The organism is Streptomyces sp. V1I1 (assembly GCF_030817355.1).
GTDB lineage: Bacteria > Actinomycetota > Actinomycetes > Streptomycetales > Streptomycetaceae > Streptomyces.
This window is the reverse complement of the sequence record NZ_JAUSZH010000001.1, coordinates 3,254,686-3,270,674: the sequence shown is the minus strand read 5'-3', so window position 1 is coordinate 3,270,674 and position 15,989 is coordinate 3,254,686. Positions and strand designations below refer to the sequence as shown.

The following is a 15,989-nucleotide window of genomic DNA, read 5'->3' as shown; positions in this document are numbered from 1 at the left end:
ACGGTTTGCTGCGGCACGGCTGCGACACCTCCGGGACGGACCGGCCTGGGGACAGCACGCTCGTGGGGAGGCGTCGTGGACGACTATGCGGGAAGGGTGCTCGCCGACCGCTACCGCCTGCCGCTGCCGCCCTCCGACGAGTACGAACTGGTCGAGACCCGGGCGTTCGACACCTATAGCGGGCAGGAAGTCCTGGTGCGGCAGGTGCCGTTGCCGGAGGTGGTGGACGCGGAGGTCGTCGAAGGGGACGGCCTGGCCGGGGCGGCGGTACCGCGGCGGACCCAGGGGCGTACGACGCGCAGGCCCACGGACCCGGCGGTGCGGCGGGCCATCGAGGCCGCGCAGGCGGCCGCGCAGATCCCCGACCACCCGCGTCTGGACCAGGTCTTCGACGTCTTCGCGGAAGGCGGTTCGCTCTGGATAGTGAGCGAACGTGTCGCGGCACGGCCGCTGGCGGCGCTGCTCGCGGAGAAGCCGCTCAGTCCCTACCGGGCTGCGGAGGTCGCCTCCGACGTGCTCACCGCGCTGCGTGTGCTGCACACGCACGGCTGGACCCACCGGAACATCACCGTCCGTACGGTGCTCGTCTGCGACGACGGGCGCGTGGTCCTGACCGGGCTGGCGTCGGGCGCGGCGGAGGAGGCGCTGTGCGGGTACGCCCCGGTGCCGGGCCCGCCGGACGAGCACTCGGAGGAGTACTCGGATGAGTACTCGGGCGAGCACTCGGAAGAGCCGCCGGAGTACGACGACCCGTCGGGGGAGCCCGCACTGCCCGCCGCCCCGGCTGCCCCCGCCGCGCTGCCCGGCGCCGGAACCGGTGCAGCGACCGGCGTGCCGGACGTCCGGGCCGCCAGGGCGGGCGCGATCGCGGCGTACCGCGCGGGTGCCCGGGCCGCGGCCCGCGTCAGCGAGGACCAGCGCCAGGGCGACGGCTCCGCCGCCATGGGGGACCGTCCGGTGCAGGGCTTCGACCCGGACTGGTGGGCCAGGCGGCCGGGCGAGTTGGGCCCGGTCCTCAATGTGGACGACACCGACGACGAGATCGACGACGAGGACGAGATCGAGGGCGGCTGGCACCCGGGCGGCGGGCCGCGCGGCTCGGGCCGCGCCCGGCTGGCGGGGACCTGGCACGACGGGCCGTTCCCGGGACAGGACGGCCCACGCGCCCTCCCGGCCGGTGGAGGGCCCACCGCTGATCGGCCCACCCCGGAACTGCCGTACGGCGCTCGCCAGGTGGGCCCGGACGGTAAGCCCCGCGCCGCCCGCGACCGCCCCGCCGGAGACCCGTACGCCTCCCGGCCCGCGCTCCCCGGCGCCCGCACCGGCACCACCCCCGCCACCAGCAACACCACCAGCAACACTTCGAGCTGGGACCACGGCGGTGCCGGACGGGAAGCCCTGCGGGCCGACGCCCAGCGGCAGCCCGTCGTGGCCGGGGCCCCCGTGCCCACCGGGCGGTGGGACGAGATTGTCGCGAGCGGCAGCACCCCCGCTTATCGCGGCCCCGCAACGCCGCTCGCCGCCGAGCGTGCCCGGCAGGCGCGTATCGCCGTCGTCGGGGCCGTCACCGAGCGGTGGGCCCCCGAGCAGGCCGGACCCGTACACGAGAACTGGCAGTTGGCGGCCCCCGTCGGCCCCGCCACCGATCTCTGGGCTCTGGGTGCGCTCCTCTACCGGGCCGTGCAGGGCCACGCCCCGTACCCCGAGGAGAGCGCGGTCGAGCTGGTCCAGCTCGTGTGCGCGGAGCCGCCCGCGTTCGCCGAGGAGTGCGGGCCGCTGCGCCCGGTCGTCGAGTCACTGCTGCGCCAGGACCCCACGGAACGCCCGGACTTCGAGGAACTGCGCGGCTGGCTGCGTTCGCTCGTACGGTCCGCGCCCGAGCCCGAGGCCGGGATGGACGTCGTGCCGGTCCCGTCGAGCCCGGTGGACGGCAACCGGCTGCCGGTCGTACGCCGTCGGGGCGAGCTCGTGCGCAGACGCCGCGCGGGCTCGGCCGAAGTGGTGCACGGCCGCCACCGCCACAAGAAGGCCCGGGGCAACCGGGAGCGGCGCGGGCCGCGTGCGCTCGGCCGCACCTTCCTGCTGCTGATACTGCTCCTCCTGGTCGCCGCCATCGCGTACGCCGTCCTGTTCATGCCCAAGGCCGAGCCACAGCAGCAGAACCAGCCCCAGGGCAAGGGCGGTGGGCGTCCGTCGGCGGCCGGTCCGAGCCCGGACCGTACGGGCCCGGACACCCCGCCCACGACCCCCACCACGAGCCCCGGAGCCCAGCAGCCCCAGACCTCCGCGCCGGCCGGGAGCCTGCCGTCCGGCTATACGCTGCGCAAGGACCCCGAGGGATTCCAGACAGCCGTCGACAAGACCTGGCAGCGCCGCCCCATCAACGACATCGGCCAAGTCCGTTATACCGGCGGTGACTTCACACTGATCGTGGTTCCCGGCCGCGACACCGTGAAGGCGAACGGCAACGACCCGCTGGCCTATCAGCGCGACAAGGAGCGCGAGCTCCAGCCGTGGCGGGAGTCCTCCTGGGCCGGGGCGAGCGGGCTGCGCCGTATCGACGTGGGACAGCAGGTCATGGCCGAGGGCCAGTTCACCTGGCAGGACAGCAACGGCCGCGAGGTGTACGTACGCAACCTCGCCCTGATCGTCGGCGGCAGCTACCACGTCGTCCAGGTGATCGGTCCCGAGGACCAGCGCGACAAGGTGACGGAGGTCTTCCGGGAAGCCACGACCGCGTACCGCGCCACCCGTTAGACCCGCCCAAGAGCCGCCGGAGACTCACCCGAGAGCCGCCGGGGACCGCCCGAGAGCCGCCGGGGAGCCGTCCAACACCCCGCCGGAAATCCGTTAGTGGGCGTTTTGGCTCCGGTTGCGCAGAGTCACAATCATCACAGTGCGGTCACTTGAGGCATCCGAGGTTCCGTGGCCGTATTCCCCTCCGTAACCTGTGATCCCAAGGAACTGGGCGGGGGACGTGGAACACTCTCAAAGTACGGGCGCGGGTCTACTGCTCGCTGGGCGTTACCGCCTGAGCGAGACCATCGGAAGCGGCGGCATGGGCAAGGTCTGGCGCGCACACGACGAACTGCTGCACAGGGTCGTCGCGGTCAAGGAGCTGACGGCCGGGCGGTATGTCTCCGAGGCCGACCGGGTCGTCCTGCATGCCCGCACCCAGAAAGAGGCCCGGGCCGCCGCCCGGATCAGCCACCCCGGTGTCGTCACCGTGCACGATGTGCTGGAACACGACGCCCGCCCCTGGATCGTCATGCAGTATGTCGACGGGCCCTCGCTCGCCGACGCGGCCAAGGAGTCCGGGCGAATTCCCGCGCAGGAGGCCGCCCGGATCGGGCTGCACGTACTGCGCGCGCTGGGCGCCGCGCACGCGGCCGGGGTGCTGCACCGGGACGTCAAGCCCGCGAACGTACTGCTCAACCGCGACGGCCGGGTGCTGATCACCGACTTCGGCATTGCCGCCATCGAGGGCGACTCGACGATCACCAGAACCGGGGAAATCGTCGGGTCCATCGACTACTTGGCCCCCGAGCGGGTCCGCGGTGCCGATCCGGGGCCCGCGTCCGACCTCTGGTCGCTGGGCGCGACGCTGTACACGGCGGTCGAGGGGGAGTCGCCGTTCCGGCGCTCGTCTCCGCTGTCCACGATGCAGGCTGTGGTTGACGAGGAGCCGCGCCATCCTGACCAGGCGGGACCCCTGGCACCGGTGATCATGGCGCTGCTGCGCAAGGACCCGGCGGCCCGGCCGTCGGCCGCCGAGGCCGAGCAGTTGCTGCTGGAGGCGATGGGGGGCGGCTCGTCGGCCGCCACGAGGAAACACGTACCGCCCCAGCAGCCGACTCAGCAGCACACCCGGCCCGTGACCACACAGCAGCCTTCCCCGACGCCGGCCGCTCCCGCCCCCGTCCTCCCGCACCCGGGGCACACCAACACGGCTTCCGCGGCTGAGCCCCGGCGCGGCGGCCGCCTGCGCAGAGCGGCGATCGTCGTCGTCCTCGCGGCCGTCGTCGGTGGCGGCGCGGGACTGGCGGCCATGAAGTACGCGGGCGGCGGCAACGGCGGCGGGGAGCGCACCGGTACGCAGTCGACCGCGCCGCCGGGCACCTCGTCGAGCGTGCCGACCGGCTGGCACCGGGTGGAGGACCCGGAGGGCTTCAGCCTGTGGGTACCGGACGGCTGGACGCGCCAGACGGACGGCGACCAGATCGACTACACACCCGACAACGGCCGCCATCGCATCCGGATCAGCAGCAACTCATCGCCCGACTTCGAGAATCCGTACATGCACATGCTGGACATGGAGAAGGGGCTGGAGAAGCGGCTGCCCAAGTACAAGAGGCTGAAGCTGGGCCCCAACACCTTCCGTGACCAGACGAACTCCGCGCAGTGGGAGTTCACCTGGACCGAGAAGAAGACCTTCCCCGGCCCGCGGCGGGCCATCGACCAGATCTACTACACGGACGACGGCACCGAGTACGCGCTCTACATGTCGGGACCGGCCGACGACTGGGCGACAACCCGCGAGCAGTTCGACACCATGCTGCGGGGCTGGCGGCCTCCGGCATGATGTACGCAGGCTGATCAAGGGGGAGTTGCGTGTCCGAGGAAACGCGGCTGATCGCGGGCCGCTACCGGCTCCTCGACCGGCTGGGACGCGGGGGCATGGGCACTGTGTGGCGCGCGGACGACGAGCTGCTCGGGCGTCGCGTTGCCGTCAAGGAGCTGCATCCGGAGGACGAGGGGCGCCGTTCCGCGTCCCCGTACACCTCGACGGCCGCGCCGCTGCGCGAAGCTCGCGCCGTCGCCCGGGTCAAGCATCCGCATGTGGTCGTCGTCCATGACGTGGTGGTGGACGACGGACTCCCTTACATCGTCATGGAGTTGGTCGACGGCGGCTCGCTCGCCGAACGGATCACGCGGCGCGGACCGGTCGACGTCGCCGAGGCGGCGCGCATCGGGCTGGCGCTGCTGGGCGCGCTGCGCGCGGCGCACGGGCTCGGCGTGCTGCACCGGGATCTGAAGCCCGCCAACGTACTCCTTGAGGAGTCGACCGGCCGGGTCGTCCTCACCGACTTCGGCATCGCGCAGTTCGCCGGGTCGACCACGATCACCGAGTCGGGGTCGTTCGTCGGATCGCCCGAGTACACAGCGCCGGAGCGGATGCAGGGCGTCACCGCGGGTCCCGAGTCGGATCTGTGGTCGCTGGGGGTGCTGTTGTGCGCGGCGCTGAGCGGTGAATCTCCGTTCCGCCGCGACTCGTTGGGCGGCATTCTGCATGCGGTCGTCGAGGACGAGATCCGTCCGCCCGCCCAGGCCGGGCCGCTGCTGCCGGTTGTGCTGGGGCTGCTCGAGCGGGATCCGGAGCGCAGGCTGGGCGCGGCGGAGGCGGAGGAGTTGCTGCGTACGTACGTCACGACGGGGGCCGTACCGACGCCCGGGGTGTCCCGGTCCGGGGCCGGGTCCGGGGTGCGTTACACACCCACCCGTCTCGACGCGCCGCGCGCGCACGCGCCCCGACCGCCAGTCGACCCGCCGGTCGCCCCGCCCGTCGGCCCGTCCGTGCCCGCGAAGGCCGCTCGCCGCCGTACGCAGTTGCTCGTCGCAGCCGCCCTGGTAGCCGCGCTGGCCGGGGCGGGAGGGGCCACCGCGCTCCTCCTGGACGACGGCGGGGGCGACGGCCGGGCGGCTGCGGGGCGCACCGCGGCGAGCAGTACGCCTCCGGTGCGTACGGCGCAGTCGCCCGCGGCAGGCGCGAAGCCCACGCCCACCCCTACTCCCACGCCCACGGTGACCGTCACCGCCTCCACATCACCCAACAGGCCGGTGGCGCCGGAGGGTTATCTCATGGTGTCCGATCGGGACGGTTTCGCGCTTGCCGTCCCCGCAGGCTTCGTCCGTTCCGCGGACGACAAGCGGGTCTACTACATGGCGCCGGACAAGGGCATCAGGATCGGCGTACGCATGCAGCAGCCGGCCTCCGACGGGCCGCTCGGCGCGATGCGGCGCTCGGACGCCGACGGGCCCAGCACCAACCCCGGCTACCGCGACGGCAAGGTCACCGCGACCACGCACAACGGACTGTCCGCCGCGCTCTGGGAGTTCACCTGGAACGGCTTCTCCATGGCCGAGGGACCCCGGCACACGTTCGACATCTGCTGGGACGAGGACGGGAAGATGTACGACGTCTGGGTCTCGGCCCCGGTCGGCCGGCTCGACGAGGCGCGACGGCATTTCGACACGGCGCTCGACTCCTTCACCCCCAGGATGTGAGCATGACCAGTTCGGGCGAGGGGCGGCTGATCGGTGGCCGTTACCGCCTCGTCGAGCGTGTCGGCTCCGGCGGCATGGGCACCGTCTGGCGGGCCCGCGACGAACTCGTCGGCCGCGACTGCGCGGTGAAGGAGCCGCGGCTCCCCGGCGATCCAGACGACCCCTACCGGCAGCGGCTGTACGAACGGCTCCGGCGGGAGGCCCGGGCAGCGGCCCAGGTCGAGCACCCGGCGGCCATCGCCGTCCACGACGTCGTCATGGACGGCGGACTCCCCTGGATCGTCATGGAGTTGATCCGTGGCGAATCCCTCCACGAACTCCTCAAGCGCGGCGCACTGCCCCCGGCCGAGGCCGCGCGGATCGGCCTCGCCGTCGCGGGCGCGCTGGGCGCGGCGCATGCGAAGGGGGTCGTCCACCGGGATGTGAAACCCGCGAACGTGCTGCTCGGCCCGCACGGCCGGGTGGTGCTCACCGACTTCGGCATCGCCCGTATCCAGGGCGAGGAGCCGCTGACGGTGAGCGGCGAGTTCGTGGGCTCGCTCGAATCCATCGCGCCGGAGCGCATGCAGGGGATCCCGGCCGGTCCCGCGTCGGATCTGTGGTCGCTGGGGGTGCTGCTGTACGCGGCGGTGGAGGGCTGGTCGCCGTTCCGCCGTACGACGCTCGAGTCGACGCTCGCCGCGATCCTCCAGGCGCAGCCGCCGGAGCCGGTACGGGCGGGGCCGCTGGCGGAGTTGATCGTACGGCTGCTGTCGAAGGACCCGTCGCAGCGGCCGTCTGTGGGCGAGGTGGAGCGGGAACTCTCCCCTACCCGCCCCTTCCCGAACTGGGGCTCTGCCCCAGACCCCCCGCCGGCGACTGAGGACATGCCCGAAGGGCATACGGGGTCTGGGGGCTCGCCCCCGGTTCCGGGAAGGGGCGGGGCGGGGGAGAAGCCCGCCGCAGGCGCCAAGCGCCGCCGCTCCCGCGTCCCCTACGCGCTCGCCGGCACCGCCGCCGCGATCGCCGTCGCCGTAGCCGTAGCCGTAGCCGTAGCGGTATGGGCCTACGACCCCGCCCAACCCAGCGCCAGCACCTCCACCCGCACCACCCCACCTCCCATGCCCACCCCCGACGCCTGGAAGACCTGGCGGCCCTACTTCGAGTCCCGGCTCGACGCTGAGATCTCCGTCCCCGCCTCGTACAGTCGCGAGCCCGTCACCTCCGAGGCCGCCCTTGCGAATGACAAGGAGATCACCTTCGAGGAGCGCGGCAACCCCGTCTGGGTCGAGCTCAAGCACGCAGCCAAGGCGACGGACACACCCCTCCAGTGGGCGCAGCGCGAGCTGAAGTGGCTGAGGGACGGCGGCCCGCGCGCGGGCCGGTTCACCGCGTCCGAGGCGAAAGGCACCGTCGTCCCCGCCAATCACCACGGTGTCGACGCCGCCCTGCTGGACGTGACGTACTACGCCCAGGAAGGCGACACTGCCCGCCCCGTCCACCGGCTGGCGTTCTACGTCGTGACCGAAGCCGGTGAGCGCTACACCGTGCTCGTCGAGATGCCCAAGGGCGGCAAGGAGGAGGCCGAGGGGCAGGATCTGTTCCGCGGCGTACGAGAGCGGCTGAAGCTCGGCAGAGCCGAGACGAGCCCCTGATCAGGCCTTATCTGCCAGTGATCGCTGGCGCGATGGTGAGGGCCTGGTGAAAAGCCGTTACTGACGGGTACCCAAAGCTCCGTTTGCGGCATATTCTCGCCCCCATGACGGACTCGCAGGCCCCCGCCGCCGCCCTCGGTACCAACCCGACAGCCGCCTCCCCGGCCGGTGCGCGCACCGCAGCCGACGTGGTCACTCCCGAGGTGGTCGCCCAGCTCACCCGTGGTGTGGTCGGCTCCGGCCGTACCGCCAACCACACCCCGTTCACCGGGAAGAAGCTGGCGGACCTGCCCGAGTCCACGCCCGAGGACGTCGCCGAGGCCTTCGAACGCGCCCGCGCCGCACAGCCAGTGTGGGCCGCCACCCCCGCCCGCGCCCGCGCCGCCGTGCTGCTGCGCTTCCACGATCTGGTCCTGGAGCGCCAGGCCGAGGTCCTCGACCTCATCCAGCTGGAGACCGGCAAGGCCCGCCTCCATGCGCACGAAGAGGTCCTGGCCGTCGCCGTCGCCGCCCGCCACTACGGCCGCAAGGCGCCCGCCTATCTCAAGCCCAAGCGGCACACCGGCGTCGTCCCCGTCCTCACCAAGACCACCGAACTGCGCCAGCCGCGCGGCGTCGTCGGCCAGATCGCACCCTGGAACTACCCGCTCGAACTCTCCGTCGGCGACGCGCTGCCCGCGTTCGTCTCCGGCAACGCCGTCGTGATGAAGCCCGACACCGAGACCGCGCTGACCGCCCTGTGGGCACGTGATCTGCTGATCGAGGCGGGCCTGCCGGCCGGCGTCTTTCAGGTCGTCATCGGCGAGGGGCCGGTTGTCGGCCCGGAGGTCGTCAAGCACGCGGACTACGTCTCCTTCACCGGCTCCACCCGCACCGGCCGCGAGGTCGCCCAGGGCGCGGCGGCCCGTCTGATCGGCGTATCCCTCGAACTCGGCGGCAAGAACGCCATGCTGGTGCTGCACGACGCGGACGTGGAGAAGGCGGCGGCGGGAGCGGTCCGCGCCTGCTTCTCCTCCGCGGGCCAGCTCTGCATCTCCATCGAGCGGCTGTACGTCCACGAGTCGATCGCCGACGCCTTCGTCGAGCGTTTCGCGGCCCGTACGAAGGCGATGCGCCTCGGCAAGTCCCTCGCGTACGGCGCCGACATGGGCTCGCTCGTCGGAGAGCGCCAGCTGGAGACCGTCACCCGCCATGTCGAGGAGGCCGTCGCCAAGGGCGCGACCCTCGTCGCGGGCGGCGTCGCGCGCCCCGACATCGGCCCGCTCTTCTACGAGCCGACCATCCTCGACGGTGTCGAGGCTCCCATGGCCGTGTGCACCGAGGAGACCTTCGGTCCGGTCGTCTCCATCTACCGCTTCACGGACGAGGACACGGTCGTCGAGCAGGCCAACGCCACCCCGTACGGCTTGAATTCGAGCGTCTGGACCAAGGACGGCAAGCGCGGTCACGCCGTCGCCGCGAAGCTGCGCACCGGCACCGTCAACATCAATGAGGGGTACGCCCCGGCGTACGGCAGTGTGCAGTCCCCGATGGGCGGCATGAAGGACTCCGGCCTCAGCCGGCGGCACGGCTCGGAGGGCATCCTCAAGTACACCGAAGCCCAGACCGTCGCCCAGCAGCGGCTGATCCCGCTGGCTCCGTCCTTCGGCATGGACGACGAGAAGTACGCCGCGTTCATGAGCCGCAGCCTGAAGGCGATGAAGGCCCTGCGCCTGCGCTAGTTTCCGCCCTTTTCGCACGAGGAGAGCCAATGTCACGGGACACCCAGGCCCAGATCCAGGACGACGAGTCGCTCTACGACTATGACGTCATCGTCGTCGGCTCGGGCTTCGGCGGCTCGGTCTCCGCGCTGCGGCTGACCGAGAAGGGCTACCGGGTCGGGGTCATGGAGGCGGGCCGCCGCTTCACCCGCGAGACCCTGCCCAGGAACTCCTGGGACATCAAGAACTATCTGTGGGCGCCTGCGCTCGGCCTGTACGGCATCCAGCGAGTCCATCTGCTGGGCAAGGTCATGGTGCTGGCGGGGGCGGGGGTCGGCGGCGGTTCGCTCAACTACGCCAACACTCTGTATGTACCGCCGGCGGCCTTCTTCGAGGACCGTCAGTGGGCCGCGATCACCGACTGGCAGGCGGAGTTGTCGCCGTACTACGACCAGGCGAAGCGGATGCTGGGCGTACGGCTCAATCCGACGACGACCCCGTCCGATGTGCATCTCAAGGCGGCGGCGCAGGCGATGGGGGTCGGCGACAGCTTCCACCTGGCGCCGGTGGGCGTCTTCTTCGGCGACGGGAACGACGCTGACGGTACGTCAAAGGCCAAGCCGGGCACGGCGGTCGACGATCCGTACTTCGGCGGCGCGGGCCCGTCCCGCAAGGCGTGCACCGAGTGCGGGGAGTGCATGACGGGCTGCCGCCACGGCGCGAAGAACACCCTCAACGAGAACTACCTCTACCTGGCGGAGAAGGCCGGGGCTGTCATCCATCCGATGACGACGGTCGCCGCGGTCCGCGAGGACGCGGAGGGCGGCTACCAGGTGACGACCGTCCCGACCGACGCACGCCGCAAGGGCAGGACGAAGGTGCTGCGCGCCCGGCGGGTCGTCGTGGCGGCGGGCACGTACGGCACGCAGACCCTCCTGCACACCATGAAGGACCGCGGGCTGCTGCCGCGGATCTCGCCGCGGCTGGGCGAGCTGACCCGTACGAACTCCGAGGCGCTCGTGGGCGCCCAGACCGACAACCGCCGCTACCGCAAGCGGCACGGGGCGAACAAGGCCGACTTCACCCAGGGCGTCGCGATCACGTCATCGATCCACCCCGACGACAACACCCACATCGAGCCGGTCCGCTATGGCAAGGGCTCCAACGCGATGGGCGCGCTGTCCATCCTCCAGGTGCCCTACCGCAACCGCCGGGTGCTTGGCTGGCTGGGCAACGCGGCGAAGCACCCGGTGCTGGTGGCGCGTTCGCTGTCCAACCGCCGCTGGTCGGAGCGGACCATCATCGGCCTGGTCATGCAGTCCCTGGACAACTCGCTGACGACGTTCCGCAAGCCGGGCGGCATCGGCAAGGGCCTGCTCACCGCCCGCCAGGGCCACGGGGCCCCGAACCCTCAGCAGATCCCGGAGGCGACGCGGGCGGCGTCCCTCCTCGCCGAGGAGATCAACGGCTTCGCCGGCAGCAACGTCGGTGAACTCATCGGCACGCCCCTGACCGCTCACTTCCTCGGCGGCTGCCCGATCGGCGCGGCACCGGAGTCGGGCGTCATCGATCCCTACCACCGGCTGTACGGCCACCCGGGCATCTCGGTCGTGGACGGCGCGGCGGTCTCGGCGAACCTGGGCGTGAACCCGTCGCTGACGATCACGGCGCAGGCGGAGCGGGCGATGTCGTTCTGGCCCAACAAGGGCGAGGAGGACCCGCGTCCGGCGCAGGGTTCGGCGTACGAACGCCTGACCCCGATCGCGCCGAAGTCCCCGGCGGTCCCGGAGGCGGCCTTCGGCGCGCTGAGGCTGCCGTTCCTGGGGATCCCGGCGGTCCCGTCGAAGAAGTCCTGACCGTACGAGACACAAAGAGGCCGCTGCACCCCCCTCCGAGTGCAGCGGCCTCTTGGCCTGGTGTGGCCGGGTGTTACGCGGTGGCGCCGTCGCTGCGGCGACGCTTCATCGCGAACACGACACCGGCGCCGGCGACGACGGCGATGCCACCGGCGATACCGACGGTCGGCAGGATGGAGCTGGAACCGGTCTCAGCGAGGTTGCCGGTGACCGGGATCTCCTTGGCCTCACCTTGCGGCTTGACGTCCTTCGGCTTGTCACCGTTCGGCTTGGAGTCGTCGACGTCCCCGGGGATACTGCCGGCCTTGAGCACCTGGAACGGGTAGACGTCCCCGTTGTCGTAGCAGGTGTCGCCCTTCTGGTATCCGCCGGCCGCGATGGCCAGACCGTCGCCGGTGGGGGCACCCTTGTCGATCTTCACGCGCAGGTCGACGGAGGCCGACTTGCCGGCGTCCAGCCGGAACTGGCCAATGAAGAAACCGTTGTTGAAGCCCGAGCCCGCGAAGTCGTTGATCCACTTCCCGCCCTTGCCGCGGTACTCGAAGTGCGCGTACTTCTCGATGAGCCGGTCGGTGTCCTTGTCGGCGTCGGCGAGCATCGTCGCAACCGTGTAGACATTGACCTGCTTGAGGTCCTTCTTCCCGGTGTTCTTGATGGTGAACTTGAAGTTCTTCCAGCCGCTTCCGGCGACGATCTTCTCGGGGAAGCCCTTGAGGGCGACCTTGAGCGGGGCCTCCTCGCAGAACTCGTCGTCCTCCTCCTCGTCCTCGCCCGGCGTGGTGGCAGTGGTGCTCGGCGAGGTGGCCGGCGTGCTCGGGCTGTTCGCCGGAGTGCTCGGGGCCGTAGCCGTGTCCGTCGGAGCGGGGGGCGTGGTGACAGTGTCCGTCGGCGACGGAGACGTGGTCGCCGTGTCCGTCGGCGACGGCGACGTGGTGATCGTCTCCGTCGACGTCGGGGTCGGGGTCGTCGCGAACGCGGCAGGCGCCGCCAGGAAGGTGGCGGGGGCTATAACAGCCGTCGCGGCAGCGACTGCCATGGCGCGGCGAAGCTTCATTAAGACCTCAGCGAAGTCCGGCGTACCGCTTGACACGGTACGGAGTTTGGAGGCCTTCCGAGGTGGGGGTACACGGGTGAGGCCGTTGTTTCGCATGCATGACTTGCGAATGGCCGGAATGGTTGCCCTCGGTCTCACAGAAAACTTATGTGGCCCCCGTCACATGCCCCGTCACAGCCCCGTCGTTCGCCCCCGTCAACCGCCCGCGTCTCGCGCACCCGTGCATGAGCAAGGGCCCCGCGGATGCGTGATCCGCGGGGCCCTTGTGGTCAGCACCGACGTCAGGGCAGCGCCGGTGCCGAGGTGCGGCGCCGGGGGGTAGCGCCGCTTGGGGAGGGTCGCCGACCCGGCGCACTTGCGGCGCGCGGGTGGTATCGACCTTTGGCACTGTTGTCGCGCAGAGGGGGACGCGCTTCTTCTTGCATCGTGCTGGAAGGGCTGCGGCCTGCGCAACCTTTTGGACCGGATGCGGTCGGCCCCGGGCGTCCCCGGAGCCGACCGCCCTTGGGGTGACCGGGCTGCTGTCCCCTGCCGACCGGTCACGCGCGCTGGGGCGAGGTCCCACGACGTACCTGCGGTACGTCACACGCTCCAGCGGAGCCATGCGTGGTTTCCTTCGAGGCCCGCCCCTGGCTGGCACGGACACCGGTACCAACGAAGCCTCGTCGGGTGCGGTCACGCGCCGTACGGGTGAGGGAAGCGCCCGAACTCAGATACGGCCCCGGCACAGCTCCAGCAGCGTCATCGCGAGCGCCGTTCCGGGCTTTCCGAGCGCGTCGCGGAAATGGCCGAGAACCTCCATCTCGCGCGACAGGCTCACGCGGCGGCCGCCGGAGGAGATGCGGGCCTGCTGGATGACGGCCGAGACCGCCATCCGTTCCTGGATCAGTCCGATGATGCGGTCGTCGAGTGCGTCGATGCGTTCACGGGCGCCGGTGATCACACACGCGGCCTCGTCGGTACGGGCTCCGGTGTCGGCTCCGGCGTTGGCTCCGGTGTCGGTGACAGTCATGCGGGGCTCCTTGTCGGGGCGGCGGCCCCGGAGCGGCAAGGCCCGGAAATGACAGAACGCCCCGGGCCTTGTCGGCCCGGGGCGCCTGGGAAGTTGCTTGTCAGTGGCTCAAGCAGCACGACCATGGCAGCCGGACGGGCCGGTGCCATAGGTAAAGACGAAGGTCAGCTGCTTGTGCATGGCGACAGTATGGACCGCCCGCCCGCGCGGGCCCAATCCGGGTTCGGATGGTGAGACGAAGAGCTCTACCGGCGCGCCGGTAGAATCGACAAAGCAGACCCTCCCTCCCACCGCCGGAAGGCCGCCACCCGTGCCAGCAGCACCCCCCGCCGCCACCGACGTCGTACTCGTCGTCGACTTCGGCGCGCAGTACGCCCAGCTCATCGCCCGCCGCGTCCGTGAGGCCCGGGTCTACAGCGAGATCGTGCCGTCCACCATGCCGGTGGCGGAGATGCTGGCCAAGAACCCCAAGGCGATCATCCTCTCCGGCGGCCCGTCGTCCGTGTACGCGGAGGGCGCCCCGCGGCTGGACCGCGAGATCTTCGAGGCCGGGGTCCCGGTCTTCGGTATGTGCTACGGCTTCCAGCTGATGGCGACGACGCTCGGCGGGACCGTCGACAACACGGGCGCGCGTGAGTACGGCCGTACGCCGCTGCACGTCTCCAAGCCCGGCTCGACACTCTTCGAGGGCACCCCGGCCGAGCAGTCGGTGTGGATGTCCCACGGCGACGCCTGCTCCGCCGCCCCCGAGGGCTTCACCGTCACCGCGTCCACTGACGTCGTGCCGGTCGCGGCCTTCGAGAACGACGAGAAGAAGCTGTACGGCGTGCAGCATCACCCCGAGGTGATGCACTCGACGTACGGCCAGCAGGTCCTGGAGCACTTCCTCTACCGGGGCGCCGGCATCGAGCCGACCTGGACCACGACCAATGTCGTCGAGGAGCAGGTCGCGCTGATCCGCGAGCAGGTCGGCACCAAGCGCGCCATCTGCGGTCTGTCCGGCGGCGTGGACTCGGCGGTGGCGGCGGCCCTGGTGCAGAAGGCCATCGGCTCGCAGCTGACCTGCGTGTACGTCGACCACGGGCTGATGCGCAAGGGCGAGACCGAGCAGGTCGAGAAGGACTTCGTGGCGGCGACCGGCGTCCAGCTGAAGGTCGTGGACGCGGCCGACCGCTTCCTGAACGCGCTCGCCGGGGTGTCCGACCCCGAGCAGAAGCGGAAGATCATCGGCCGAGAGTTCATCCGGGTCTTCGAGCAGGCCCAGGCCGAGATCATCGCCGAGGCTGCGCACGGCGAGGACGTCGCCTTCCTGGTCCAGGGCACGCTCTACCCGGACGTCGTCGAGTCCGGCGGCGGCACCGGCACCGCCAACATCAAGTCGCACCACAATGTCGGCGGCCTGCCCGAGGACCTCGAGTTCGACCTTGTCGAGCCGCTGCGCAAGCTGTTCAAGGACGAGGTCCGGATGGTCGGCCAGGAGCTCGGCTTGCCGGACGAGATCGTCCAGCGCCAGCCCTTCCCGGGCCCGGGCCTCGGTATCCGTATCGTCGGTGAGGTCACCAAGGACCGGCTCGACCTGCTGCGCGAGGCGGACGCCATCGCCCGCGAGGAGCTCACGGCGGCGGGCCTGGACCGTTCCATCTGGCAGTGCCCGGTGGTGCTGCTCGCGGACGTGCGCAGTGTCGGCGTCCAGGGCGACGGCCGCACCTACGGCCACCCGATCGTGCTCCGTCCCGTCTCGTCCGAGGACGCGATGACGGCGGACTGGACGCGGATGCCGTACGAGGTGCTGGCCAAGATCTCGACCCGGATCACCAACGAGGTCGCGGACGTCAACCGCGTGGTCCTCGACGTGACGAGCAAGCCGCCGGGCACCATCGAGTGGGAGTAGCCCTTTCCACAGGGCAGATGCCGACGCCGCCGCTCAGCAGTCCTGAGCGGCGGCGTCGGCGTTCTTACGGCTGCTCCAGCGTGAAGTCGTCGAAGTGGAATCCCGGCGCGACGATGCACGTCACCAGGACCGGCTCGGTGCCCGCGGGTTCCGCAGCCTGCCAGGTGTTCGCGGGGACAAGGAGCTGGGGCTGTTCGCCCGACTCCACCGACGGGCCGAGAGTGAGAGTCCCGGTCGCCGAAGGCTTCTCGGCCGTGCCACCGAGGTGCAGCCTGAGCGGGCCGCCGCGGTGCCAGAGCCAGAGTTCGTCGGAGCGTACGCGGTGCCACCGCGAGCTCTCGCCGGGGTGCAGCAGGAAGTAGATGCCGGTGGCGTACGCCCGCGGTCCGGGGTAGCCGGGCGGGGTCGTCGAGCCCGCCGTCTGCCAGGTCTGCCTGAACCAGCCGCCCTCCACGTGCGGTTCGAGGCCGAGGAGCGGGACCAGGGGGGATGTCGGTTCGGTCATGCGCGCATTCTCGTGCAAGGCGCGTGACGTCTCTGGTCAGTTGCGGTACCCG

General features: G+C 71.2%; 10 protein-coding genes. 7 read left to right on the top strand and 3 right to left on the bottom strand.

Annotation, left to right across the window (positions count from 1 at the left end; genetic code table 11):
* The first annotated feature begins 75 nt into the window (after window positions 1-75).
* The 6 genes from QFZ67_RS15135 (at window position 76) to QFZ67_RS15110 (ending at window position 11,475) form a co-directional block, all read left to right on the top strand.
* The gene (locus QFZ67_RS15135; RefSeq protein ID WP_307661631.1) at window positions 76-2,757 is read left to right on the top strand and encodes a protein kinase; all 2,682 of its coding nucleotides are present in this window, start codon (window positions 76-78) and stop codon (window positions 2,755-2,757) included.
* 220 nt (window positions 2,758-2,977) lie between these two features.
* Complete coding sequence (locus tag QFZ67_RS15130; protein ID WP_307661630.1) at window positions 2,978-4,582, top strand: serine/threonine-protein kinase; 1,605 nt, start codon at window positions 2,978-2,980, stop codon at window positions 4,580-4,582.
* A gap of 29 nt (window positions 4,583-4,611) precedes the next feature.
* Window positions 4,612-6,285: a serine/threonine-protein kinase gene (locus QFZ67_RS15125; protein WP_307661629.1), complete on the top strand. Its 1,674-nt coding sequence runs from the start codon at window positions 4,612-4,614 to the stop codon at window positions 6,283-6,285.
* Window positions 6,286-6,287: 2 nt separating this feature from the next.
* Window positions 6,288-7,919: a serine/threonine-protein kinase gene (locus QFZ67_RS15120; RefSeq protein ID WP_307661628.1), complete on the top strand. Its 1,632-nt coding sequence runs from the start codon at window positions 6,288-6,290 to the stop codon at window positions 7,917-7,919.
* Between the two features lie 104 nt (window positions 7,920-8,023).
* Window positions 8,024-9,640 (top strand): succinic semialdehyde dehydrogenase, encoded by a 1,617-nt coding sequence (locus tag QFZ67_RS15115; RefSeq protein WP_307661627.1) that lies wholly within the window; start codon window positions 8,024-8,026, stop codon window positions 9,638-9,640.
* 29 nt (window positions 9,641-9,669) lie between these two features.
* Complete coding sequence (locus QFZ67_RS15110) at window positions 9,670-11,475, top strand: GMC oxidoreductase (RefSeq protein ID WP_307661626.1); 1,806 nt, start codon at window positions 9,670-9,672, stop codon at window positions 11,473-11,475.
* Between the two features lie 73 nt (window positions 11,476-11,548).
* Here the strand turns inward: QFZ67_RS15110 and QFZ67_RS15105 are convergent, their stop codons facing one another.
* A complete protein-coding gene (locus tag QFZ67_RS15105; protein ID WP_307661625.1) occupies window positions 11,549-12,511 on the bottom strand; it encodes a hypothetical protein in 963 nt (320 codons plus the stop codon).
* 727 nt (window positions 12,512-13,238) lie between these two features.
* Window positions 13,239-13,541, bottom strand: a complete 303-nt coding sequence (locus QFZ67_RS15100) for a chorismate mutase (RefSeq protein ID WP_307661624.1) — start codon at window positions 13,539-13,541, stop codon at window positions 13,239-13,241.
* Window positions 13,542-13,851: 310 nt separating this feature from the next.
* Here QFZ67_RS15100 and guaA point away from each other — a divergent pair, with 310 nt between their 5' ends.
* The gene (gene guaA, locus QFZ67_RS15095; protein ID WP_307661623.1) at window positions 13,852-15,432 is read left to right on the top strand and encodes a glutamine-hydrolyzing GMP synthase; all 1,581 of its coding nucleotides are present in this window, start codon (window positions 13,852-13,854) and stop codon (window positions 15,430-15,432) included.
* Window positions 15,433-15,496: 64 nt separating this feature from the next.
* Here the strand turns inward: guaA and QFZ67_RS15090 are convergent, their stop codons facing one another.
* Entirely contained in the window at window positions 15,497-15,937 is a 441-nt protein-coding gene (locus QFZ67_RS15090) for a cupin domain-containing protein (RefSeq protein WP_307661622.1), read from the bottom strand.
* Between the last annotated feature and the right edge of the window lie 52 nt (window positions 15,938-15,989).